General features: G+C 55.8%; 17 protein-coding genes and 3 pseudogenes. 10 read left to right on the top strand and 10 right to left on the bottom strand.

Annotation, left to right across the window (positions count from 1 at the left end; genetic code table 11):
- Nucleotides 1-4 precede the first annotated feature (4 nt).
- On the bottom strand, nt 5-856 hold the full coding sequence (locus tag FHX03_RS25255; protein ID WP_131702617.1) for an electron transfer flavoprotein subunit beta/FixA family protein: 852 nt from the start codon (nt 854-856) through the stop codon (nt 5-7).
- Nucleotides 857-862: 6 nt separating this feature from the next.
- On the bottom strand, nt 863-1,573 hold the full coding sequence (locus tag FHX03_RS25260) for a redoxin domain-containing protein (RefSeq protein ID WP_131702616.1): 711 nt from the start codon (nt 1,571-1,573) through the stop codon (nt 863-865).
- Nucleotides 1,574-2,897: 1,324 nt separating this feature from the next.
- Between FHX03_RS25260 and FHX03_RS25265 the strand changes: the two are divergent.
- The 6 genes and pseudogenes from FHX03_RS25265 to FHX03_RS25290 all read left to right on the top strand — a co-directional run.
- Nucleotides 2,898-2,969, top strand: a pseudogene (locus tag FHX03_RS25265) (hypothetical protein); the annotation flags it as partial.
- A 50-nt stretch (nt 2,970-3,019) separates the two neighbouring features.
- The gene (locus FHX03_RS25270; protein WP_131702615.1) at nt 3,020-4,261 is read left to right on the top strand and encodes a Glu/Leu/Phe/Val family dehydrogenase; all 1,242 of its coding nucleotides are present in this window, start codon (nt 3,020-3,022) and stop codon (nt 4,259-4,261) included.
- Between the two features lie 159 nt (nt 4,262-4,420).
- On the top strand, nt 4,421-5,359 hold the full coding sequence (locus FHX03_RS25275; RefSeq protein WP_183855983.1) for a hypothetical protein: 939 nt from the start codon (nt 4,421-4,423) through the stop codon (nt 5,357-5,359).
- A 154-nt stretch (nt 5,360-5,513) separates the two neighbouring features.
- Entirely contained in the window at nt 5,514-6,770 is a 1,257-nt protein-coding gene (locus FHX03_RS25280; RefSeq protein WP_183855985.1) for an ATP-grasp domain-containing protein, read from the top strand.
- Between the two features lie 226 nt (nt 6,771-6,996).
- On the top strand, nt 6,997-8,118 hold the full coding sequence (locus tag FHX03_RS25285; RefSeq protein WP_131702612.1) for a KamA family radical SAM protein: 1,122 nt from the start codon (nt 6,997-6,999) through the stop codon (nt 8,116-8,118).
- Between the two features lie 126 nt (nt 8,119-8,244).
- Nucleotides 8,245-8,640 (top strand): hypothetical protein, encoded by a 396-nt coding sequence (locus FHX03_RS25290; protein ID WP_131702611.1) that lies wholly within the window; start codon nt 8,245-8,247, stop codon nt 8,638-8,640.
- A 169-nt stretch (nt 8,641-8,809) separates the two neighbouring features.
- Here FHX03_RS25290 and FHX03_RS34610 read toward each other — a convergent pair.
- A pseudogene (locus FHX03_RS34610) lies at nt 8,810-9,064 on the bottom strand (transposase); the annotation flags it as partial.
- A 74-nt stretch (nt 9,065-9,138) separates the two neighbouring features.
- Here FHX03_RS34610 and tnpA point away from each other — a divergent pair.
- The 3 genes from tnpA (at nt 9,139) to tnpC (ending at nt 11,527) form a co-directional block, all read left to right on the top strand.
- A complete protein-coding gene (gene tnpA / locus FHX03_RS25295) occupies nt 9,139-9,570 on the top strand; it encodes an IS66-like element accessory protein TnpA (protein ID WP_046669441.1) in 432 nt (143 codons plus the stop codon).
- Nucleotides 9,571-9,596: 26 nt separating this feature from the next.
- Nucleotides 9,597-9,923, top strand: coding sequence for an IS66 family insertion sequence element accessory protein TnpB (tnpB, locus tag FHX03_RS25300; RefSeq protein ID WP_210298716.1), 327 nt, complete (start codon nt 9,597-9,599; stop codon nt 9,921-9,923).
- A gap of 71 nt (nt 9,924-9,994) precedes the next feature.
- Nucleotides 9,995-11,527: an IS66 family transposase gene (tnpC, locus tag FHX03_RS25305; RefSeq protein ID WP_183855989.1), complete on the top strand. Its 1,533-nt coding sequence runs from the start codon at nt 9,995-9,997 to the stop codon at nt 11,525-11,527.
- Between the two features lie 13 nt (nt 11,528-11,540).
- Here tnpC and FHX03_RS25310 read toward each other — a convergent pair.
- The 4 genes and pseudogenes from FHX03_RS25310 to FHX03_RS25325 form a co-directional block, all read right to left on the bottom strand.
- Nucleotides 11,541-12,305 (bottom strand): annotated as a pseudogene (locus FHX03_RS25310) (IS30 family transposase); the annotation flags it as partial.
- 289 nt (nt 12,306-12,594) lie between these two features.
- Complete coding sequence (locus FHX03_RS25315; RefSeq protein WP_183855991.1) at nt 12,595-13,968, bottom strand: ISNCY family transposase; 1,374 nt, start codon at nt 13,966-13,968, stop codon at nt 12,595-12,597.
- A gap of 407 nt (nt 13,969-14,375) precedes the next feature.
- The gene (locus FHX03_RS25320) at nt 14,376-15,836 is read right to left on the bottom strand and encodes a M81 family metallopeptidase (RefSeq protein ID WP_183855993.1); all 1,461 of its coding nucleotides are present in this window, start codon (nt 15,834-15,836) and stop codon (nt 14,376-14,378) included.
- Nucleotides 15,837-16,012: 176 nt separating this feature from the next.
- Entirely contained in the window at nt 16,013-17,113 is a 1,101-nt protein-coding gene (locus tag FHX03_RS25325; protein ID WP_245515210.1) for an ABC transporter substrate-binding protein, read from the bottom strand.
- Nucleotides 17,114-17,620: 507 nt separating this feature from the next.
- Between FHX03_RS25325 and FHX03_RS25330 the strand changes: the two genes are divergently transcribed.
- A complete protein-coding gene (locus FHX03_RS25330; protein WP_246622111.1) occupies nt 17,621-18,325 on the top strand; it encodes a hypothetical protein in 705 nt (234 codons plus the stop codon).
- A gap of 209 nt (nt 18,326-18,534) precedes the next feature.
- Here the strand turns inward: FHX03_RS25330 and FHX03_RS25335 are convergent, their stop codons facing one another.
- The 3 genes from FHX03_RS25335 to FHX03_RS25345 form a co-directional block, all read right to left on the bottom strand.
- A complete protein-coding gene (locus FHX03_RS25335; RefSeq protein ID WP_131702608.1) occupies nt 18,535-19,503 on the bottom strand; it encodes an ornithine cyclodeaminase family protein in 969 nt (322 codons plus the stop codon).
- The gene (gene proC, locus FHX03_RS25340; protein ID WP_183855994.1) at nt 19,500-20,366 is read right to left on the bottom strand and encodes a pyrroline-5-carboxylate reductase; all 867 of its coding nucleotides are present in this window, start codon (nt 20,364-20,366) and stop codon (nt 19,500-19,502) included. Before proC ends, FHX03_RS25335 begins: the two co-directional genes overlap by 4 nt.
- Nucleotides 20,367-20,475: 109 nt before the next feature.
- Nucleotides 20,476-22,020 carry an AMP-binding protein gene (locus FHX03_RS25345; protein WP_183855996.1) on the bottom strand — a complete coding sequence of 515 codons (1,545 nt, stop codon included), beginning with the start codon at nt 22,018-22,020 and terminating at the stop codon, nt 20,476-20,478.
- Between the last annotated feature and the right edge of the window lie 5 nt (nt 22,021-22,025).

Raw genomic sequence — 22,025 nt, forward strand, 5'->3', positions numbered from 1 at the left:
CTGCTCACCGATTGCCATGGGACGTGAGCTTGCGTTCCAAAACAGGCTGGCGCGCAAAAATTGCAGCGACCGCCTCCGCGGCGACCTCGGCCAACGTTTTGTCGTTGATCTCCATTTGCATAGCTTTTTCGGCGCGCGGACCAGGAGCGAATACGCGCTTCACGACCGTCGGCGATCCCCGTAGGCCGCATTTGGTCAACTCCCCAATGCCGGCGTCAGCGGCCCCCCATTTAAGAACTGGGCTTCGCGCGGCACGGAAGGCGTCATCGAGAGAACCCCGGCGGATAGCATTGACACCTTCCAGCACGGTGATGAGACATGGCAACGTGCTCTTCAGCATCTGCGTGCCGCTCTCCGCGTGCCGTTCAACCATGAGCTCGCGCGAAGTGGGATCAATGGAGACAATCTTCGTTACGTAAGTCAGTTGCTGGAGGTTCAGCCTCTTTGCAATTCCGGGTCCAACCTGGGCCGTGTCGCCGTCAATTGTCTGCTTTCCCGTAAAGACGATATCAGGCGCCCCATAGCTCTCGCCAATCTTCGCTACTGCTTGAGAAAGAGCATACGAGGTCGCCAGCGTGTCAGATCCAGCAAAGTGGCGGTCGGTCAGAAGCACTGCGCGGTCTGCGCCGTTGGTGAGGGCTTTGCGTAGCGCTTGCTCAGCCATGGGCGGTCCCATCGTCAGAACGGTCACCTCGCCCCCATAGCGGTCACGAACCTGGAGTGCCTCTTCGAGAGCAAACAGGTCGTAAGGGTTAATGATGGTCGGTACGCCTTGGCGCATGATCGTATTTGTCACCGGGTGGACGCGTATCTGCGCAGAGTCCGGCACTTGTTTGATACAGACCACGATGTGCATAGTCGTCTAAGCTCCCCAATCGGATTCGGGCTTTAGGGACCCGGCTAACTTTGAGCACTGCTCGCGCCAATAAAGTTGCGCCGCAAGAAGATCCGGGTTCAGGTTGATGCCCTCCTCAATGGCCGAGAGCGCCGTCTTCCAATGTCTTAATCTCTGTCGCCGCCGAGACTCGATCATGGAACTAATCGCCGCAGCATAAGTCTCGCCTTCAGCAATCCGCTCCTTTTCGGCATTCTTTGCTTCCGCGCTGGCGCGCCAGCTGCCGTCAATCACTTTTGGCAAAACGTCCTCGAGCATAATCAGATCACCGATAAAGGCGATACTACAGTCTCGGTCGACAACGAACGTCTTTGGAACGTGGAACGACAGGCTGGCTTTGAGCCAAACCTCATTCATTTCGCCTGAGTGGTCGAACCCCATCCGAATGCTCGTATTCGGGAGCGATTTGGTTATAGACGCGTCCACCTGGACTCGGGCGTCGTCAGCCGTTGCAGCTTCCTCACTTGCTGCGATCCCGATGAACTCAACTCCTGTGTAGAATTTCTTGTGCAACTTCGCCAGGTCGGATAGCTCCGGCCCGCAATAACCGCAGGTAGTCGAAAAGAACTCAATGATGTATATGTTGCCGAGCTGGAAGTTGGAAAACGGATCGCCGCGCAGCCAGTCCTTCACTTTGATAGACGGGGCCGGAGAGCCGAGATTTAAACTAGAAGTCACGTCTTGTTCCCGACAGTGGTTTATCCGGCGTTTCGTGTGCCAGGAATGAGCTTCTCCTGCCAAGTATCAGGTCGAGTTGTTCTGATACTGAAAGGCCACCGCGGCGATCGTTCCATAGGTTGGACATTGAACGTTTGTGATCCCGTCTTCTGAAATGGCTTCTGCGGGTGCGGCGTGACATTGCAAATTCCTTCTTCTGAGAGCGTGACGATATTCAGCGGCGTGACGGGAAGGTGCCGAGGTCTAATGCAGATGGAGCAGGAGGCCATTCCAGAGCTCCTCGCCATGTAAGTCGATGGCTGGAGGTTCGGCCTCCTTCCGATGCCGGTCAGACCGGGGCCGTGTCGCCGTCAATTGTCTGCTTCCCGACGAAGACGATACCAGGCGCCCGAAGCCCGGCACTTGTTTGATACAGACCACGATGTGCATAGTCGTTTAAGCTCCCAATCGGATTTGGGCTTTAGGGACCCGGCTTACTCTGAGCACTACTCGTGCCAATCAGTTGCGCCGGTAAGCCTTCGAGATTGCACATGATTCGTTGTCGCTATGCGGAGGGGTTTTGTAGGGTTGCCGACATGTCGTGTCGCAATCCGCCCCGATCACCACCGCGAACCGAGGGGCGGTCCGATAGGCTTCAGGTCGGATAAGTCCACGATAGCTGCGCCACGAGCCGGAAGGTTTCAACGCCGAATAATACGCCGGGAGATAGCAAGGGGACTGAAGTTCTGGTGCGGTGGGCGTGTATCGAGATTCGGTTTACCGTTGATAGTCTGACTAGCGACACCGTATGCGCGATCAGAAGCACAGCGATCGAGAGAATAACGTTGCGGGCGCCTAGTGAGGTTGGACAAGCGGTTTAACTGGACGTTGCGGCGTGAGCAGGATCATTGGCAGATGCGTGGAGAAATCCTTGCTGGAAATATCAATCGAAAGCCGTCCATAAACGCTGCCGCAGCGCATCGAGCTCTTTCTCCGCCTCAATCGTTACATCAACGCCGTTCTGATCGGCTGGGCGAGGTACCGTATGATCATGATCTGACGCGACTTGCTACATTGAGCCAGCGCCATCCTTCAGACGCATGACAACAATCCAACATTGTCGTCACCTTTGTCAGATCAGCGACAAAGGTTACCTCCTCGATCGCGCGCCTTTTTTCCGCCCACATAACTGGAATAGCAGGGAATTATTGTTCGTCATCTCAATCGGCCTGCTTGGCATGAATCTTGTGAGCTATTGCGAGGCAGCGGAAACGGCTGCCGCCGCGTTGCGGAATAACCGCATTGCTTCGAACACAGGAAGGAACGCCAAGCATGGCAGCTCTGCGTCAGATTTTATGGAAAGGGCGGAATTGGCAAGTCCACTACGTCCCAAAACACGCTAGCGGCCCTCTTGGACCATCGCGTACCACGGATACCGGTGATCATCCGAATTGGGGGATACGCTAAATGGCCAGCAAGTTGAAAAAGGCCCTGACACGTCTTGTTGATGCGGCCAAGCACCTCAACATCGACCCGATAATTCTTGAAAGATGGGCGTCCCCGAAAGAGACCACGCACGCCCGTCTGACGATCCAAATGGACGACGGTTCACACAAACACCTACCGGCCTTGCGCTGCCGCTATGACGATACCCGCGGCCCAACCAAGGGCGGCATCAGATATCACCCTAGTGTAACGGCAGATGAAGTAGAGACGCTCGCCTTCCTGATGACTATCAAGTGCGCAGTGGTGAACCTGCCGTTTGGTGGCGGCAAAGGCGGCGTCCAGATTGATCCTCACTCTCTTTCCAAGAATGAACTGGAGCGTCTTGCGCGTGGCTATGTCCGCCGCTTTGCCAATGTCATCGGCCCCAACCGCGACATCCCGGCGCCCGACGTCAACACCAACGCGATGACCATGGCATGGATGGCGGACGAATACGCTTCTATCGTTGGCGAGTGGACGCCGGCGGTCTTCACCGGTAAGCCAATCAGCCTTGGTGGCTCGCTTGGCCGTGATGATGCGACGGCCCGTGGCGGCTATTATCTCCTCCAATTCCTGGCGAAGGACCTCGGCTTAACTCCGGGTGCACGAGCCGCGATCCAAGGCTTCGGCAACGCCGGATCTCACATGGCGCAGTTGCTCGAATCGGCCGGATACAAGGTCGTGGCCGTTTCCGACTCAAAGGGTGCAATTCGTTGCCCGGCGGGCCTCGATATCAAAAAGCTGAATGCTGCTAAAGAGCGCGACGGAGGCGTTACCAGCTTCGCGAGTTCAGACGGTGTCTCGAGAATTGCTGCCGACGAACTGGTTTCGGTGGATTGCGACCTGCTCGTTTTGGCAGCCCTGGAGGACATGGTCCACGCGGGTAACGCTGCCAACGTAAAGGCTCCGATCATTCTTGAACTCGCCAACGGCCCGATCACGCTGGAGGCTGATGAGATCCTCAAGAACAGGGGCGTTGTCATTCTTCCGGATATCCTCGCGAATGCGGGTGGGGTCGCTGTCTCGCATTTCGAATGGGTGCAGAACCGCCAAGGCGACCGTTGGCTCATTGAGGACATACATGCCCGGCTGAAGACGAAGATGGAAGAGGAAGGAGCCGCAATATGGGCGTGTGCGAAGGACAAGAACATCACCCTGCGAAGCGCCGCCTACGTCCACGCGCTCTCACGACTTGTAGACGCTATTGAGGCGAAGGGGACTTAGCAATTCTTTGCAAGCTAATGGCCGAAAGGAGACCAGTACGAACCACCGCTGTGCGGAGTGACAGCTAAAACATATACGTCCGAGGCGCGGTTCATTGGAGTTTCGAAGTCGAGCGCCTCTGACATCCCTAGGCCTTCAGCCAAGATCAGGAGTGAAATGATGACCGATATCGTTGGGCACTACGTTGATCACGAAATGACGTCGCCATTTCAAATGGCGCAGCATTCAGCGAAGATCAAACCGATGGCGATCGATTTAGCGAAACGCGGGATCCTTTTAATTACAACCTGCCTGCGCGTTGAAGTCTATGGAGAAGAGTCCGCGCTCGGAAATATAGATCTTTTGTTCTCTGGTTTTCCGCGCGCGCTTGTCAAAGGTGCGAGGGCTGTTGCTAAGCGTCTCGCGGAGATCTCTTCCGGTGCTAAATCCCAGATCCTTGGGGAGCCCTACGTTAACGATCAAGTTTCGAATGCTGTCGCGCTCCTTGATCCGGCGCTTCCAATTTCTCGGATCGCACGGCTGGCACTAGGTATGGGTCGCGCATCGCGAGAGCGACTGCACTTCATCGCACCGTTCAACTATGATCGAATTGTTTACGACTTAATCGCCGAGCAATTTAAGGGGATAGAGGAACCCGGCCGTCTTTACATGATTGGGGCAGGTATGCTGGGGCGCGACCTAATCAGCACTAGAGGGGCAGATCGATTCCGTTCCACTGTAGTCGTAACGCGGAATCCCAAAAAACTTCGCAGGCGCCTCCGGGGCTCCTCTGACAGGGAAATCGCGATAATGCGTCCAGAAGAGATTGGGGGCGTTCGAGAGCTGCGTTCATGCGCTGTTATCGCAACCGCCGATTTAAGTGAAGATTACAAAGCGGCTCTAAAGGGCGCCCTTCTGCGACTGGAGCCACGCATCATAGTGGACCTTTCGTCAATTCCGGTGCTGTCGAAATGCGCGGTCCCGAAGCTCAACTATGTGACTATGTACGACCAAGATTTTCTCAGGCTTATAGATCTGAACAATCAGCATTTGGTGTCTAAACTGCCCCTACTTCTTTCCGATATCGAGAGAACGCTACCGACGGCTGAGGTCTTCTAGACTACGTCATCTATTGACTCACGCAGGGGACACTCTTGTGGCCAGTAAATTGCGATGCAATACGCGAACCTTGGAAAAATGGGAACCTCTAGAGACAATTCAGTGCGAATTTGCCCTCGGATACAGCCTCGGACGGATGGAGGGTCAACACCCAATGCGAACAAAAGCACTCGTACTCATTGAAGGATCGAGAAGTAATGGTCTGCTGTACGTCCAGGCCGCCCGACGTCGTGGACTACAACCGATTTCCCTGGCGGCTGATCCAACGCAGTATGACTACCTTATGGCGGAAGGCGGTAAGGCGATAATGGTCGATACTGACGATTTCGATGCGGTGAAGCGTGAGTGCCTCAATCTGGCTACGACCTGTGATATTGCCGGGTTTGTCGGTTTTGCGACCCTCGGCGAGTCGGTTAACGTGACGGTCGGAAAGCTATGCCGGTGCTTCGACCGACCAGGTCCGGACCCCCTTTTGATCGAACGTTGCTGCGACAAATTTAATCAACGTCAGCTCCTGACGCAAAATGGCCTGCCAGTGCCGACCTTTCGATGGGCAGCTAGTGCAATGACTGTGGATAGGGCTGCCGCTAACATCGGGTTCCCGGTTATTGTTAAGCCCGCAGTTGGAAACGGAAGCAGCGGTGTCCGATTATGTCGCGATGCCGCTGAGTTAGCCGAACACACAACCTATCTGTTGGGAGGGGCTTTCCCCTGGCGGTCTTCGCCGACAATACTTGTCGAGGAGTTCGTAGAAGGGCCTTTTTATGACGTTGTTACAATGGGGAACGCAGTCATTGCGATTGGTTCAGCCGAATTTGGGCCCCCGCCTCATTTCGTTCCTCGCAGAAGCATGTTTCCAGCCCAGCTAACTGATGAGGAGCACGAGGGTATCACGGATGTCTCGTTGAGGTGCTTGCAAGCACTCGGCCTCGGCTGGGGCCCAGCAAATGTTGAACTCCGCTGGACAAAACGAGGCCCGGTCGTGATGGAAGTCAACCCACGGCTTCCGGGTTGGACCACTTCTCGGCTGGTCCAGTTGGCCTACGGTCTAGATGTCATCGAACAACACATCAGCCTTGTTATCGGGGAAGAGTGCGACCTGCATAAAAGCCGATCCCGCGTCGCGGCAGCCCATTTTTTCGTACCTGATCGGGACGGCACACTGGCTCACATCAGAGGTACCGATCTGGCGGAGATTGTACCAGGTATTGCTGAGGTTAGATTCTATGTTGACCCGGGAGTCTCTCTTGTCCGGAAAGGTGATTACCTAGACATAATCGGACATGTTATTGCCGCTTCGACCGACCCCGCAGAAGCCGACGCGATACTTCACCGCGCGTTGAACCTAGTTGATTGGGCAGTCGCGCCATCCCCGGGTGAAGAGGCTAACGGGAGGCTGCTTGGAACTTGACGGTCGTGTAACAATCTCTTCTCCGTCGAGCGACGTGACTGAAAAAACGATTGTGGTCGTTCGACTAGATGCCGCACGAGATGCGGCTGAGTAGGTCCAGGTGCGCCGCAACTTTGAACTGAGGAACGAAGGAAAATGTTAGGTTTGCTCCAGACCTCACTGCGGACGGGACCCTTCGTACTGGATGCTCAATACCGCCAACAGAAACTCAAACCGGAGATATCATATGACGACGGACCCGACGGCTTGGGATGATTGGCGTTGGCAGCTTGCAAACAGCGCCACCACGTTGGAGGCGCTCAAGGAGCAGCTAAACATCACTCCCGATGAAGTAGAAGCTTTCCAAAAAGTGGGTGAGCGATATTCTTTCCGGGCAACACCCTACTACCTATCGCTGATAGAAAAGGACAATCCGAACGATCCCATCCGCCTACAGGCAATTCCGAGCATCAAGGAACTCGACGACATCTTCCATATTGACCAACTTCCTTCGTTCCACAAGTCCGGCGTTGATTCCGAAAATCCTCTTTGGAAGGAGGGAAAGACTGACGTCGCTTGCATCGTTCACAGGTACCCGGACCGCGTTCTCTTTTATCTTACGAATTTATGCCCCACCTTTTGCAGGCACTGTTCACGAAAAATCCGCGCGGGCCGAGAGTCAATGGTCAGTGACCAAGCGCTAATTGACAGAGGTATAGCGTACATTGCCGAGCGTCCAGAGATTCGGGACGTACTGCTAAGCGGAGGCGATCCGCTGACCGTCTCTGATAGTAAGCTAGAGTATGTACTGTCACGCCTCAGGCAAATTCCTCACGTTCAGATTATTCGCATCGGCACACGAATACCTGTGACATTGCCGCAGCGGATCACGCCCGAGTTCTGCCAGATGATCAAAAAGTATCACCCCATCTGGATCAATACACACTTTAACCACCCCAATGAAATCACGTCTGAAGCGAAATTGGCGATCGAACGGCTGCTAGAAGCGGGAGTGCCAGTGGGTAATCAGTCGGTGCTCTTGAAAGGAATAAACGACTCTGTCGAGGTTATGAAAGAGTTGGTCCACAAACTCCTTATTGCGCGCGTGCGGCCATACTATTTATACCACGCCGACCTAGTGCGGGGCGCTGAGCACTTCCGAACTTCAATCAATGTTGGCATGCATATTATTGAAAGCCTGCGTGGGCACACTACCGGCTTTGCCGTACCGCAATACGTGATCTGCACCCCGCTCGGCAAAACACCGCTAAACCCAAACTATGTAATAGGAACTGGCCCCGGCTATATCGTCCTTCGTAACTACGAATGGAGAACCTGGAAGGACCCGGACAGGCACGAAACAACATGAGGACATGTGGCCGAATATGCTTTGAGGTAAAGTCATATACTCAAACATGTTCTTCTCGATCTGAAGCACAGAGTGCTTCAAGACCTGGTACTACCTGGTACCTTCTAAGGTACGGTGGAGATACGTATGTTTCTAAAAGCCGACGGAACTGAAGTGTGGTTGCGGAGTTCGACCAGATTGCCCTACCTGTCCCTGGTCGGTGCCATTGAAACATTAGAGGATTATGATGTAATCCGATCCAGACTGTCTCGAGCTTACGAAATGTTCCCCGGAATGGCATCCGATGACGCATTCCTGGTGCTAGAAGCCGAGGGCAGTAAATTGGTCTTCTGCGCTCGGCCGGACAAAGTGTGCGCCTTGTTGTTCCTGGGAAAATTCACACTCGCTGGAGACAAGCAACGAATCCATTCGCTCGAGAGCCTTGTAGAATTGGTAGCAAACTCTGTAAACGAGATCAGCTTGCGGGTGGGCGCGACGATTCGTTTCGAGGTCGTGCAACCGGAACTCGCTTCACAAACTTGAGTATTAACCAATTCGAGCTCGCTCCGACGGTTTTTGGTTGCTGCATTTGCGCGCTGACTGCGGGTTGCGGTGCTGAGCCACCACTTCGGTTGCGCAGCACCGCATCACGCGGGCGGCGTGCCATAGGGGTGAGTTCAAGGATGAAGTGCGACCTGCGGGCTTTGAGAGGCTAACCGGTAGGCCTGATTTGCGCGAGGAGTTTCTGGCGGAAGACTTCTGCCGGCGTTTTGTAGCCGAGGCATTTGCGTGGCGTTGCGTTCAGGCGGTTGCAGATCTCGGTGAGATCGCGGTCGCTGAGAGACAGTGGATCGACCTCTCTCGAAAGCCATTTCCTGGCCCGTCTATTGGTGTTCTCGACAGTGCCCTTCTGCCACGGGGATTGCGGATCGCAAAACCATGTCTGCGCTCCGATGCTGGCCTGCAGTAAGCGGTGCCTTGACCCCACCTTCCGGATCAGCGTGTGATTGTTGATGTTGTTGCCGAACGAGGCTTCGACATATGACGATTACAGGATTTACGCATGGCACCAGTGAAGATGTGCCGTTGCAACGGTTTGAGGTTTTCACGGGAACAGGCCGTCGCCGCGACTGGAGCGACGAGGAGAAGGACCGCATTGTCGCCGAGAGCTATAGCGGCGAGATGTCGGTCAGTGCTGTTGCGCGTCGGCATGGGTTGTCGCCCGGACAATTGTTTACCTGGCGTCGGCAGGTGCGAAGTCAGGCGAAGCAAGACTCGCCGTCAATGTTTGTGCCAGCGGTAATTGATCGTCCGGCAGAGCCACCCCCGACACGGCGAAAGACGATAACGAGGAGCGCACTTCCAATTGCGGCAATCGAGCTGGAGGTTGGCGGCGCGATCGTCAGGATCGCATCTGGCACGGACAGCGCGACCATTGCTGCCGTGATCCAGGCCTTGAAGGCTCAGTCGTGATTGGTCCGTCCGGTGCGGTAAAGGTGATGATCGCCACCAAGCCCGACGACTTCCGCAAAGGTGCTGAAGGATTGGCAGCACTGGTGAAGGCGGAGATGGGTGCTGACCCATTCTCTGGCACGATCTACGTGTTCCGCGCCAAACGAACGGACCGGATCAAGCTGATCTTCTGGGATGGCAGCGGCGTGTGCCTGGTCGCCAAGCGGCTTGAGGATGGCGAGTTCCATTGGCCTCGAATGCAGGACGGCGCGATGCATCTGACGGCCGCACAGTTCTCGGCGCTGTTCGAGGGATTGGACTGGAAACGCGTTCATGCGCCGAGCGAAACGCGCACGCCGGTAAGGGCTGGATGACGGCCGCGACCAATTGAATCAGCACCATCCAGCCTCTCGATCCGAGCGGTAAAATATGCTGTTCTCGATCCATGACGATAACGGCGGACGAACTTCCGGATGACCTGAACGCGCTGAAAGCCATGGTGCTTTCGCGTGAGGCGGAGAATGCCCGCCTGCGTCAGATCATCAAGGAATTGCAGCGCCACCGCTTTGGTCGACGGGCAGAGACGCTTCCCGAGGATCAGCTTCTGCTTGGGCTTGAAGAAGCCGAGCAGGTCGAAGCCGACGGACTGGAAGAGAAGGAACAGGCTGCCACGGCTCTTCGCCAGTCGCAAGTTGCCAAGCGGCGCACGAACAGAGGTTCGCTGCCAGCCCATCTGCCGCGCATCGAGGTCGTGGTCGATATCGATGACCATGTCTGTCCTTGCTGCCGCAACGACCTGCATCGGATCGGCGAAGATGTCAGCGAGAAGCTGGACATTGTGCCCGCCCAATTCCGCGTTCTTGTGGTGCGCCGCCCAAAATATGCTTGCCGGGCCTGCGAGGAGGTCGTTGTCCAGGCTCCGGCCCCGGCAAGGCTGATCGAGGGCGGCATTCCGACGGAGGCAACTGTCGCCCAGGTTCTGGTCTCTAAATATGCCGATCACCTGCCGCTGTACCGCCAGGCGCAAATCTACAAGCGCCAGGGCATCGATCTTGATCGTTCGACGCTCGCCGACTGGGTCGGCCGTGCCGCCTGGCATCTGCGCCCTGTTCATCAGCGGCTGCTTGATCATTTGAAGTCGTCATCCAAGCTCTTCGCCGACGAGACGACAGCCCCGGTGCTCGATCCGGGACGCGGCAAAACCAAGACCGGGCAACTTTGGGCCTATGCGCGTGATGACAGGCCATGGCAGGGCAATGACCCACCCGGCGTCGCCTATGTCTATGCGCCAGACCGCAAAGGTGAACGGCCTATGGTCCATCTCGATGGCTTCGCCGGTATCCTGCAAGTAGACGGCTACAGTGGATATCGCCCGCTCGCGGCAAGGAACACCGTGTCGCTGGCCTTCTGTTGGTCCCACGTTCGACGCCGCTTCTATGAGCTGGCTGCCGCCGGTCCCGCACCCATCGCCAGCGAGGCGCTCCGACGCATCGCCGAACTTTACAAGATCGAAGACGAGATACGTGGCCGGACCCACGAGGAGCGTCGTGTCGCCCGTCAAGAAAAAAGTCGTCCGATTACCAACAGCCTCGCTCCCTGGCTGCGTGAACAACTCGGCTACATCAGCCAAAAGACAAAGCTCGCTGAAGCCATTCGATATGCCTTGTCACGCTGGGACGGCTTGACCTGCTTCATCGACGACGGCCGGATCGAGATCGACTCCAACACCGTCGAACGATCCATCAGGCCAATTGCCCTCAATCGCAAGAATGCGCTATTTGCCGGGTCCGACGCCGGGGCCGAACACTGGGCGACCATCGCCTCGCTCATCGAGACTGCCAAGCTCAACGATGTCGAGCCACTGACCTATCTCTCAGACGTCCTCACCAGGATCGTCAACGGGCATCCAAACAGCCAGATCGACGATCTGCTGCCTTGGGCCTATGCCGCAAAGTCCGAACTCAAAGCCGTGGCCTGAAACCAGCGCTTACGGCCTGCAGGTAAGGCCAGTCGGTGAACTCCGTGCGACGATCGAAGGTGATCGAGCGACGGGCGAGGTGGGGCAGGGATTGTAGCACCTGGATCAGGCCGTCCATCACCGGCCTCGATTGCCGGTCATTGTTGCGCAGCAAGACGGCAAATCGGCTGACCCGTTCGACCAGCGACGTCACGTTGGCCTTTCCGAACTTCTTGCGAAACTGGATGAGATCGCATTCCCAATGCCCGAACTGTTTTCGCTCGGCGACGGCGTCTGGCCGGTAGAGAATGTTGACATCCGGGGTGAACCGCTTGCCATGGCGGCGTCTGGCGTGCCGCGGCCGGCGTCTGGCACGATGCTCCGGCAGGTGTCGCCACAGTTTGATGGCGTGACCGTCCGAGGAATAGGCGAACTTATAGATCGTCTCATGGCTGACGGAGATCGGATGGCGCTCAAGCTGCAATCGGCCGGCGATCTGTTGCGGCGACCAGCCATGCATGATGCGCTCGATCACCGATTGGCGGAGCTGCGCGAACCGGGCAAGTTTGCGCAGCTTGGCACGCCGTTCTCGCGCCATGTCATTGGCCATCACGCAGTAGTAACCGTTGAGGTCCGGCATCTCACGATCCTCGAACGTATTGCGGCGCAGCTCACGGAAAATGGTTGAGCGATGTCGGTGCAGCTTCTCGGCGATCACATCAACGCTGACCCCAGCCGTGCGCCAGCGGGCAATCTTGCGGCGTTCATCGATATCGATCTGGGAGTAGGTGCGCTTCATGTCTCGTTCCTTGCAAGGATAAACCGTTGTTATCTATTGCAAGTCGCACTTCATCCTTGAACCCACCCCCCTACACACATGTGGCGGGGAAGTTGGAATGTCCGTTTGTGTGCAAAGTAGAAGTGTCACTTTGGGCGCGTCTTCAGCTATTTAGAAATGCGACACTCGGCATGTCCACTTGCGCTTAGGCAAGCCCCCGAGCGGACCGGCTGGACCGGGTTGCAAGGGAAGGGAGGGGGCGGGTGAGATGCTCCCCTTCGGCTTTAGCTTTGACAGTTGGAGCAGCCAGTCATTCCGCCGCATCGAGGCCAGAGAGCGCTTGTCGCCGTCGGGCAATGACGGCGGGATCGTTCATGAAATCCGTCTTCCGACCCGGCTTGCGGCCCCGCGGCGTGTAGCCATTCTTCTCGCTGTTGGTCCTGACCTTGGGCGCCGGCAGTTGCTCCTGACGCTCCTTGATATAGGCCAGGACATCGCCGAGCCGCTTGTTCTCGGTGATCGCCGCATGCGTCACCCGCTGGTCCTTGTCGAACACCTTGTAGGGCAGGGAATGACCTTTCCAGCGCACGTCCAGCCGGCCATCGGCATAGGCATAGGTCTCGACATAGCGGCCAACCAGGCCACGCGTCACCTCGGTCTCTTCCAGCATGATCCGCTGGCGCTCAAACGAAAACGTCAACTGCGACCCGACATAGCGCTGCTCACGCTTGCACAGGATCTCGTGTAGTCGATCCGGCGCCAGATTTATCGGCCGATGCAGGTCTTCCGACCGGGCAGGGGCAATCGCAAAGCGTGCGTTGTAGTCTTCCATGAAGCCGGGCAAAAACGCATTGCCTGCCGCCATGTCGGCTATCCCGGCCAGCGGCAATTCCTTGACCAACCGATCCTGCAGCGTCCGGTTCATCCGTTCGACACGGCCTTTGGCCTGGCTCGAATTTGCGCAAAGAATCTCGATATTTAACTCACACAGTGCACGCCCGAACTGGGTCATGCCCTGGCCACCCTTGGCGTCCTTCTTCGCCACCCGGAATACCGAATGCTTGTCGGAGTAGAAGGCTACAGGCGCGCCGTAATCGCGCAGGTAAAGCGCCAGCGCCTCGAAATAGCTGAAGGCGCTTTCCGAGCGCACGAAGCGCAACTGCATCAGCTTGCCCGTCGCATCGTCGACGAACACCAGCAGCGAGCATGGATCACCGCGGTCCTCGAACCAGCGATGCTCGGACCCGTCGATCTGCACCAGCTCGCCATAGGCTTCACGCCGCAAGCGCGGCTGATGAAACGTCCGCCGCTGCTTGCGCGAGAGCCACAGGCCCGCATCCACCATCCAGCTGCGCAACGTCTCGCGCGACACCCGCAACCCATCGCGCTCGGCAAGCTTCTCGGCCGCCAAGGTTGGTCCGAAGTCTGCATAGCGTTCGCCAACCAGCGTCACGGCGTAATCCCGTACACCGTCGCTGATTCGGTTGTTCGACGGCCGGCCGATCGCCTTGTGCCGGATCGACGCCGCACCACCCGTATTGATCCGCTCCAGCAGACGACGCACCTGGCGCGTACTCAGATCAAGCAGATGTGCCGCCGACACCATCGTCATCCGGCCGGCGATCACTCTCGATAGAATCTCGATCCGCTGCAAATCACGCTCGCTCATCGCAATCAGTCCCATCCGCAATCTCCCAGGTCACCAAACCCGGGGAGAGTGACATTCCAACTTTGCAGAAACAGGACACTTCAACTTTGCGGCTACACACATTTGCGGCGTAACAAACCTTATGGAACTTCGGCGAACTCTTCATCATCAATCAGGCGCGCGTGTCGACGGCAGAAAAGGTCATTGTGCTACGACAACGGCGACCAAGTCCCGGCAATTTCCAGCGAACGCTAACCCTAGCTATGTTGAAAATTTTCCGAACACATTGAGAGCGAAGATACTGTAGTCGAACCCCGTGGAGCTTTTCAAAGAACGCTATTGGTTGGGCTACGAATACCTTGCGCGGAGCTCGGTGTTTCGTGTGTGAAGTCCTCCAATGAATATTACACGTCAAACAGCTAGGATGCCGATATCCATTCTTGTTAATACACCGCCGATTGATCTAACGGCCAGATCGGCCGGCTGAGATGGGTATAAGAATGGTCGGAGAGATTCCTGCTCATGATCCCGGGGCTATCGGCGAGGAAGTCACGCTTTACGACTTTCGCAAAGCCAGCGCGCCAGTGGTTCGTGCACTTCAGCGCAATTATGCGGTAGCGTGTCACGTCGATACCATGAATCAGAAAGATTTCGGTGTCGATTGGCTGATGACGTTCGGAGACAACAATGACGTCGATCCCACCAATTTGCAACCTTGCGGTGCGGCCAACAATGACTTGGCTTCCCTTGCCCATCGGAGACTGGCAAAGGAACTGCCCATCGGTCAGAATCTTAACGTACGCCGTCGCAGCGATAGGACTTCCGTGCCGAACATCCGTTTTGCCACCAAGTTCAACCTCGATAGTGGCACCGACGCCCGCTGCGAGAGCCTTCGCTACGACTGAAGGGTCAAACATTGCCGCAAAACACGTATTGGTCAGGTTCGCGTCGAGCATGGCGCGTAGCAAATATGTCCCATCGCCAGGGCAGCCGCCGCCGGGATCGTCTCCCCCATCCAACAGAGCGACTGGCCAGGCGCCAGAGCTTAGCGCGGACTCGATCGCCGTCTCCGGCGAAAGAGCGTTTGACCGAAACTTATCCCGTCTTTCCCAGACGAACCGAGCGACGCGCTGGGCAGCCTCACGAGCCTTTTGTGCATCTCCGTTCGCGATTACTAGCACCGACGGCCCAGTGTCAGCGGTATCGGTCCATACAAATCCATGAAAGAAAGTGCATGCGATAATGTCAGGCTCTTGTTCGATGGAGCGACATAGTTCGTTAACCGTAGCCATCGGGCCATACATGGTAGTCGCGGTGACCAGCAGGATGGGAAGCTTCTCAATGTGCAGCTTCGGAATGATGCGCCCAGAAAGCAATTCAGGGAGGATATTTATCGCATCCTGCCCTCTTTCAAACATATCGGTATGAGGATGGAAATTTGTTCCAAAAATTGCATCAACAATTACGGAAAGAGACGCATCGAGGTTCCCGTGAAGATCAAGGGTTAGCACGATCTTCACATTTGGGCCAATGAGGTCGCGAACTTTTCGGCATATGTCGATCTCTATATTGCCTATCGCCTTCGCAATGCCCGCGCCGTGGAGAGCCAGCGCCACCGCATCGACCGGGAGAGCGCGTTCGATACCCGCAAGCAGATCGCCAAGCATACTGGCATAGGCTTCTTCCTCAATGACGCCGCCGGCTTCAGCGGATGCAAACATCGTCGGTTGAACGACTGCCCCTGCCTTCTCCGCGGCGTCTAGCATTCCGCCTATATAGGAGCGAACTCCGCTGTGAGCCTCGATCAGACTTTTCTCACGTACGATCTCAAAATCTAAAAGCTGTGCATCTTGCCTGCGAAACGTATTCGTCTCGTGAAGGATACCACCTACGGCAATTCTCATCAGTTTCTCCATTCTCCAGATGGCGAACCGCATGAACTCGGAAGAGCAAAAAAGGTACTTCTCTAAGCGGGTTTGTCGGTGCCAGTAAATTGCCCTAGGATATCGTGCTGCTTAGTAAAGGGCGAGGCTCGCCTTTATAAAGCAGCTGCGGACCTATGGACCGCAGCTGCAAAACCTCACTGTGACAGAAAAGTGGTGCAGCGCTCTATGGCCACATCATAGTTGGTGCGGCCGTCCGAACCCCGTTGAACCCACCAATCGTAATTCTGTACGATCTGCTGTTCCATGATTCCGGGTGCGCCAGGTATGGTTTCCGCCAGTTCCTTCGGCAAAAGCTTGAATGCATCCTTGTTGACCGGGCCGTACGGGATTGCTTCTGCAAACGCTGCCTGTGCCTCTGCCCGCGAAATGTAGGCAAGCAGCTTCGAAGCGTTTTCCTTATTGGACGCGCCCTTCAGGATGATCCAATCATCATACTGCAGCATGGACTGATCCCATGACAGTTCCAGTGGCGCACCTTGTTTCTTGGCAGTGACGATGCGGCCGTTCCATGCAGCGGCCATATCAACTTCACCGCCGATAAGGCTTTGCGGCGCGTCTGCGCCCGTTGCCCACCAGCGACCAACATTGGGCTTTATTTCCTTAAGCTTCGCGAAGGCTCGATCCATATCGAGAGGATAAAGCTTGTCTTTTGGGACGCCATCACCGATCAGTGCCCCTTCCAGGAGTGCGCCATACAGCATCAGGTCGCAATTTGGGAGGCTTCGCTTGCCTGGAAATGCCTTCACATCGTAGAAGTCAGTCCAATTCTTCGGACGCTCATTGGGAAATTTGGCTGTGTTGTATGCGACCACAACTGAGTAATAGAAAGAGCCGAGGCCATATTCACCCTTCATGAATTCCGGAAGCCCTGCCAGAGTTTCCTTGGCAAAAAAGGTGTAGTCGATCTTTTCCAGAGCATCGTTGTCAACCCATGTCGGTACCTCACCGCCATTGATATTGCTGATATCGGCCTCTGGTTGGCCGAGCTTTGCCGAGGCAAGCAGTTTAGCGCTTGAAGGGATGGTAATCACTTTGATGCCAGTATCGCGCTCAAACGGTTCGAACCAAGCCTTTTTTTGCGCTTCTTCAAAAGCGCCGCCGGCGGTGGCAACGACCACCTCCCCAGTTCCCTTAAGATTTTCCGGGATCTCCTCCGCGCGAGTTGCGGTCGGCAATCCGGAAAGCAATATCGCCGCACAGACCGCGAGAGCGTCGCTTGCTATTCTGTTGCTCATCCTCTGTTCCCCTTTTGTGCAAAGCTCGAAGTGGATTCCAACGTCATAAAGACTCGAGCGCATCTCCAGACATGCTTAGCAACTGCATCATACGGTTATATCGCATAGCAATACGACATATTGTATAATTTAATTTATTTTCGTCAAGGAGAATATTTCCGGCATAGGAACGGCTTGACGCTGCTTCAGTGCGCCCGACACCGTACGCATCTTGAACCAAATAATGCGTTGAAGCCGACGTGATACCGAGTTGACGCCCGGCAGCGATGAGGCAAGGCTGCCTGCAATCAAACCAACCACAGTTTTCGGGATCTACGAACTGAACGCTTTGAAGGTGCAAGATCTTGTACCCTCTGTGGAATTCCGAGCGTGGGCACCTCAATCACAACTCGTGCCCGAAGACCTTTGCGCAATCCTTCTCCAAAATGAAAATTCAATATTGCACATTGCATAATAATTTACGCGGGATGATACTGGATTGTGACAGTTTCCAGAGGAGGAAATAGAATGATCAGCAATGGAATGATTGGACGCGCGCTGGGCGTTCTGACGACCGAGGGCGACTCCGTGTTGCCGCGCGGCTATGTCGCTAACCCTGAGACATTTGATTTTCCGATCATCGCGGAAAAAGTCGAAGGGGCCTATATGGATCGGCTCTGGGCCCGCGATTCTTCGATTGAGCCCGCCCTTATCGTCGCTGCCGAACGTCTGGTAAAAAGGGGTGCTGTCGCAGTTGCTTCAGATTGTGGCCTTTTTTCTTGGCATCAGCCTGCGGTGGCAGCAGCGGTGGGCGTTCCGGTGATTTTATCGAGTCTGCTTTTGTTGCCTCTCTTGCTGCGTCAGGCGAGCCGTGCGGCGAAAATTGGACTATTGAGTGTCTCCTTGCCGTCCCCCTACGATGACGCAGCCCTCGGCATTGAGAATTCGGCTGATCGGAGCAGGGTAGTTTTCGGCGGTTGCGAAGGTGCGTATGAGCAAAGCGTGAAGACGCGCTATCCAGCGGAGGTGACTATCTCTGAAAAGATGGCGGGCCTTGAGGCAGATGTGATTGCGGGTGCAACACGCTTGCGAGCGTCTCACCCAGACATTGCAAACATTCTACTGACCTGCACCGCTTTCCCTTGCGTTGCTCCGGCACTGCGAAAGAAAATTGGCTTACCAGTCTACGGCATTACGGATCTCTGTCGTTTAACGATGGGCGCACTCCACTAAAGCTGCCCTGTTCAGCAAATCTAAGGATAAGTCACCGTATGTTCCCGGCACACTGGTTTGCAGTGTGCGTGATCGGCCGATCGCCTGCATACGAAGCTGTACTTGCAGCGCAGCCGGGAGAGGTTGAGGGTGTGTGACGCCAAAATTCAGACTTGGCGTTCATCTAAGTTGGAAAACGATCACATTGGAGAACCCGGAACTGGATCCTATTAGCGGCGCAATTTTGTCCCGACATTTTCCCGCCGAGCCCTAATGTAGAGTTCACCCGCCACAGCAAGATCCGCCAACGCAAAACCAGGATAGATGAATAGGATACGATCCAATCCGCTTGTACGGCCCCTCGAAACGCCGCTTGCGAGATCAGCCAAGTCCGCATTAAATGGGCCAGAATAGGCTAGCTTTGATCGGCTATCAGGATCCTCGGCTTGCACCTTGTCATCGACGATGAACGAGCTAAATGCTCCAAAACTATCAGGCAACCACGATCGCCCCATATCGATTGCGATAGCCAGGCTACCCGCCGTCAGCTTCCGAGCATCGAGGAACGGCTCCATGCCTGCGACATTCGGAACGGTGGAGACAACGATGTCGCATCGAAGGACATCATCCGGGCTGGTGGTGGTTCGACCGTTGGCGCCGTCTGCGTCGGCGTGCGCAGCGAGTGATACCGCAGACTCGATACGGCGGTCGAAGCATACGATGTCAGCTAAGCCCGGAAGCACGTCTCGCAGCGCCGTCAGATGGCCGTACGCCTGTGCCCCACATCCTACGAAGCCTAGCGATGTGCTAGCCGGTGATGCGAGGTACTCAGACGCTAGTGCCGACATGGCTGCGGTCCTCATGACTGTGAGGCGATTTCCGTCCACAACGGCGAGCGGCAGTCCGGTTTCACCGTCGCCGAGGATGATCAGGCCATTAACATTTGGCAGTCCTCGCTGAGAGTTCGTTCCTACGACACTCACCCACTTTACAGCCGCCAATGGAGGTTCGTTGCAAACCGCGGCCATCGTCTGAAAATATCGATCTGGTGCGGCTCTCACAGTCTGCTTGGAAGGGATCCGAAGTTCACTTGAACTATAGGCTCCAAATGCCTTTCGAAGCACCGCCCGCAGTTCAGATGGCGATATGTTCAATTGATCTATGTCTGATGCATTCAGGTATAAGATGTCTTCTGTCATTTGGTCCCCTGGCCGCTTGACGTTAATCCAAGTTCCTCTGCTCCACCAAGTTCCAATGATCGTTGAAAAGCTGCCTTAGTGGCGCGCAGTATGAGTGCAGAAAGTGCGCTTTCTGTCGCAAGGACCGACATAGCCGCTGCGGTGGTTCCATTCGGGCTTGTGACTTGTCGCCGAAGCTCTGCTGGGTGGTCATTGGATGCAAAAGCTAGCGCCGCCGCACCGTGAACAGTCTCTTTGGCCAATTTGCTCGCTACTTCCGCCGGCAGACCTAGTTCACGAGCCGCATCACCTAGGCACTCGATGAGGTAGAAGATGTACGCCGGCCCTGAGCCGCTTATCGCTGTGGCCGCGTCTATAAGGTCTTCTCGTGTGACTTGATGAACCGCACCACCGGCTTTGAACAACGATAAGACGTTCTCAAGCTCGCCGTCTTCTACAGCGCTGCCGTTAAAAATAATCGTTGAGCCTTTTCCTATAGAGGTCGGGGTGTTCGGCATCGCACGCACGATGCGTGGAGATTCAAGCAAAAGTTTCAACTTCCCAGCGGGAACGCCCGCCGCGATGCTCACGAAAACGGTGCCATCTGAAAAGCGCTGATAGGAAGGCAGCTCATTTTGGACGGCTTGAGGCTTAAGTGCGAAGACGATGATCCCTGCTTTTGCTGGTAGCGTCTCACAGGTCTCATGGGTATTCACGCCGAGCGCCACGGCTCTCTCCCGCAGAACTCTGACTGGCTCGACGACGTGGACAGCGGCGGGATCGACAGTAGACGTGTCGATCCATCCACGAAGCAGTGCATAGCCCATATTGCCGCAACCGACGAGGATCAAGGGTTCATCTAGTTTGATTGATGTGCGGTTCATTTCACCATCCCGTCCCGCTCTGCGTTGCCGCTGCGCTGTACTCCGTACGCTTCAACAAGGTAGCCAATTTGCGTTCCGCGCGGTGGGCCTGCATACCTGTGACCCCAGCCTAAGCCCGAGCTTGCTCTTTTGCTGCCAGCCGATCCCAGCAATCGTTTAAATCTTTGGGAAGCAAATGCTTCATGATCCTCTGACTTGGCGTGCGCTCAAATTCCTTCACCACTGTGATGTAGCGAGGGTTCTGGTAGGAGGCGAGGCGGTCAGAAAGCCAGTGAGATAGATGCTCAGGCTCGATAACTTTTCCGGTCTTCGCTTTCACGAACAATTTGATGTCCTGCTCACCCACATCGGCAGCTACTCCGATCATCGCGCAGTCTTCAACGGCTGGATGAGTACCAACGACACGCTCCACTTCCCAAGCAGAGACATTCTCTCCCTTACACCGGACGCTGTCTGTCAACCGGCCATGGAACCACAGGTTTCCGTCTCCGTCTAAAGTGCCTGCGTCTCCAGTGTGGAGCGCCCCGTTTACGAGCGCTTTTCCCGTTGCTTCCTGGTTGCGGAGATAACCCTTGAAAAGAGCACCATCGAGCGAGGATCTGACGACGATCTCTCCTCGATTTCCGCTCGCAACGGGGTTGCCCACCTCATCCTCGATCGAAACAGAAAACCAAGGCGTCGGCTTTCCGACGGAGCCAACGACCCCTTTGGTGTTGCAGGTCGTAATGCTCGCTGCTTCGGTCATCCCATAGCATTCCCGGATCTCAACGCCGAAGCGATCGCGGAATTCCGGCCAAACGTCTTTCGGGCACCCGCCTCCCCACGCGATCCGAACCGAATGTTCACGATCAAGCAGGCTCCCCGGCTGCTTCAGCAAAATCTGAAGGATGCCCCCGAGATAATGGATATGAGTTGCGCATGAGTTCCTAACTTGATCCCAGAAGCGGCTCGCGCTGAAGCGGTCGACCATGGCCAACGTCACATCTTCGATGATCGGCAGAACTAAAAGCTGGGCCCCGCCAATATGGAAGAGTGGCTCCCAGACAAAAAACACGTCTGCTGGACCCATTGAGGTTAGGGTCCGTACCGCTTCCCCCGCAAGCCGCAGCATCCCGTGGGTAACCAGCACACCCTTCGGCCGACCAGTTGTTCCCGACGTATACATGATCGCAAACAAATCGTGCGCATCTGGAACGGCATCAGCAAAATTGCTTTCGCGGAGCAGGATTGCCTCCGGTACCGAATGATCTTGATCGCCGACCAACATGATGTTTTCGGAGCGTAGTTGAGCACCGCACCCTGAGATCGTTGATCGGAAATCAGGGTCACATAAGATGAGCTTGGGTTCGCTATGCTCGAGCATGAAGCAAAGCCCGTCGCCCTTTTGCTGCGCATTGATCGGCACCCAGACGGCTCCAGCCTTTGCAATGCCGAAAAGGACAGGAAGCGATAGACGGGAGTTCCGCATCATTACTGCGACACGGTCGCCCGGTTGCACGCCTTTGCGTCGCAGTGTCGAGGCGAACGCGCTTGATTCCATTTTCAGCATAGCAAAAGTGATCGGCTGACCGTTGAAAATCGCAAAAACCTGATCAGGGCTTCGGTCGGCTTTTGCATTGAAGTCGGCAATGAAGCCCTTTAGATTGTCCATCATGAAAA

Origin of the sequence: Rhizobium sp. BK456 (assembly GCF_014194045.1) — a bacterium.
Lineage (GTDB): Bacteria > Pseudomonadota > Alphaproteobacteria > Rhizobiales > Rhizobiaceae > Rhizobium > Rhizobium redzepovicii.

Excerpts from the sequence above, each read along its gene's own strand:
- FHX03_RS25255 (WP_131702617.1), bottom strand. The coding sequence starts at position 856 with ATGCACATCGTGGTCTGTATCAAACAAGTGCCGGACTCTGCGCAGATA.
- FHX03_RS25270 (WP_131702615.1), top strand. The coding sequence starts at position 3,020 with ATGGCCAGCAAGTTGAAAAAGGCCCTGACACGTCTTGTTGATGCGGCC.
- FHX03_RS25275 (WP_183855983.1), top strand. The coding sequence starts at position 4,421 with ATGACCGATATCGTTGGGCACTACGTTGATCACGAAATGACGTCGCCA.
- FHX03_RS25280 (WP_183855985.1), top strand. The coding sequence starts at position 5,514 with ATGCGAACAAAAGCACTCGTACTCATTGAAGGATCGAGAAGTAATGGT.
- FHX03_RS25285 (WP_131702612.1), top strand. The coding sequence starts at position 6,997 with ATGACGACGGACCCGACGGCTTGGGATGATTGGCGTTGGCAGCTTGCA.
- FHX03_RS25290 (WP_131702611.1), top strand. The coding sequence starts at position 8,245 with ATGTTTCTAAAAGCCGACGGAACTGAAGTGTGGTTGCGGAGTTCGACC.
- tnpA (WP_046669441.1), top strand. The coding sequence starts at position 9,139 with ATGACGATTACAGGATTTACGCATGGCACCAGTGAAGATGTGCCGTTG.
- tnpB (WP_210298716.1), top strand. The coding sequence starts at position 9,597 with ATGATCGCCACCAAGCCCGACGACTTCCGCAAAGGTGCTGAAGGATTG.
- tnpC (WP_183855989.1), top strand. The coding sequence starts at position 9,995 with ATGACGATAACGGCGGACGAACTTCCGGATGACCTGAACGCGCTGAAA.
- FHX03_RS25315 (WP_183855991.1), bottom strand. The coding sequence starts at position 13,968 with ATGGGACTGATTGCGATGAGCGAGCGTGATTTGCAGCGGATCGAGATT.
- FHX03_RS25320 (WP_183855993.1), bottom strand. The coding sequence starts at position 15,836 with ATGAGAATTGCCGTAGGTGGTATCCTTCACGAGACGAATACGTTTCGC.
- FHX03_RS25325 (WP_245515210.1), bottom strand. The coding sequence starts at position 17,113 with ATGAGCAACAGAATAGCAAGCGACGCTCTCGCGGTCTGTGCGGCGATA.
- FHX03_RS25330 (WP_246622111.1), top strand. The coding sequence starts at position 17,621 with ATGATCAGCAATGGAATGATTGGACGCGCGCTGGGCGTTCTGACGACC.
- FHX03_RS25335 (WP_131702608.1), bottom strand. The coding sequence starts at position 19,503 with ATGACAGAAGACATCTTATACCTGAATGCATCAGACATAGATCAATTG.
- proC (WP_183855994.1), bottom strand. The coding sequence starts at position 20,366 with ATGAACCGCACATCAATCAAACTAGATGAACCCTTGATCCTCGTCGGT.
- FHX03_RS25345 (WP_183855996.1), bottom strand. The coding sequence starts at position 22,020 with ATGATGGACAATCTAAAGGGCTTCATTGCCGACTTCAATGCAAAAGCC.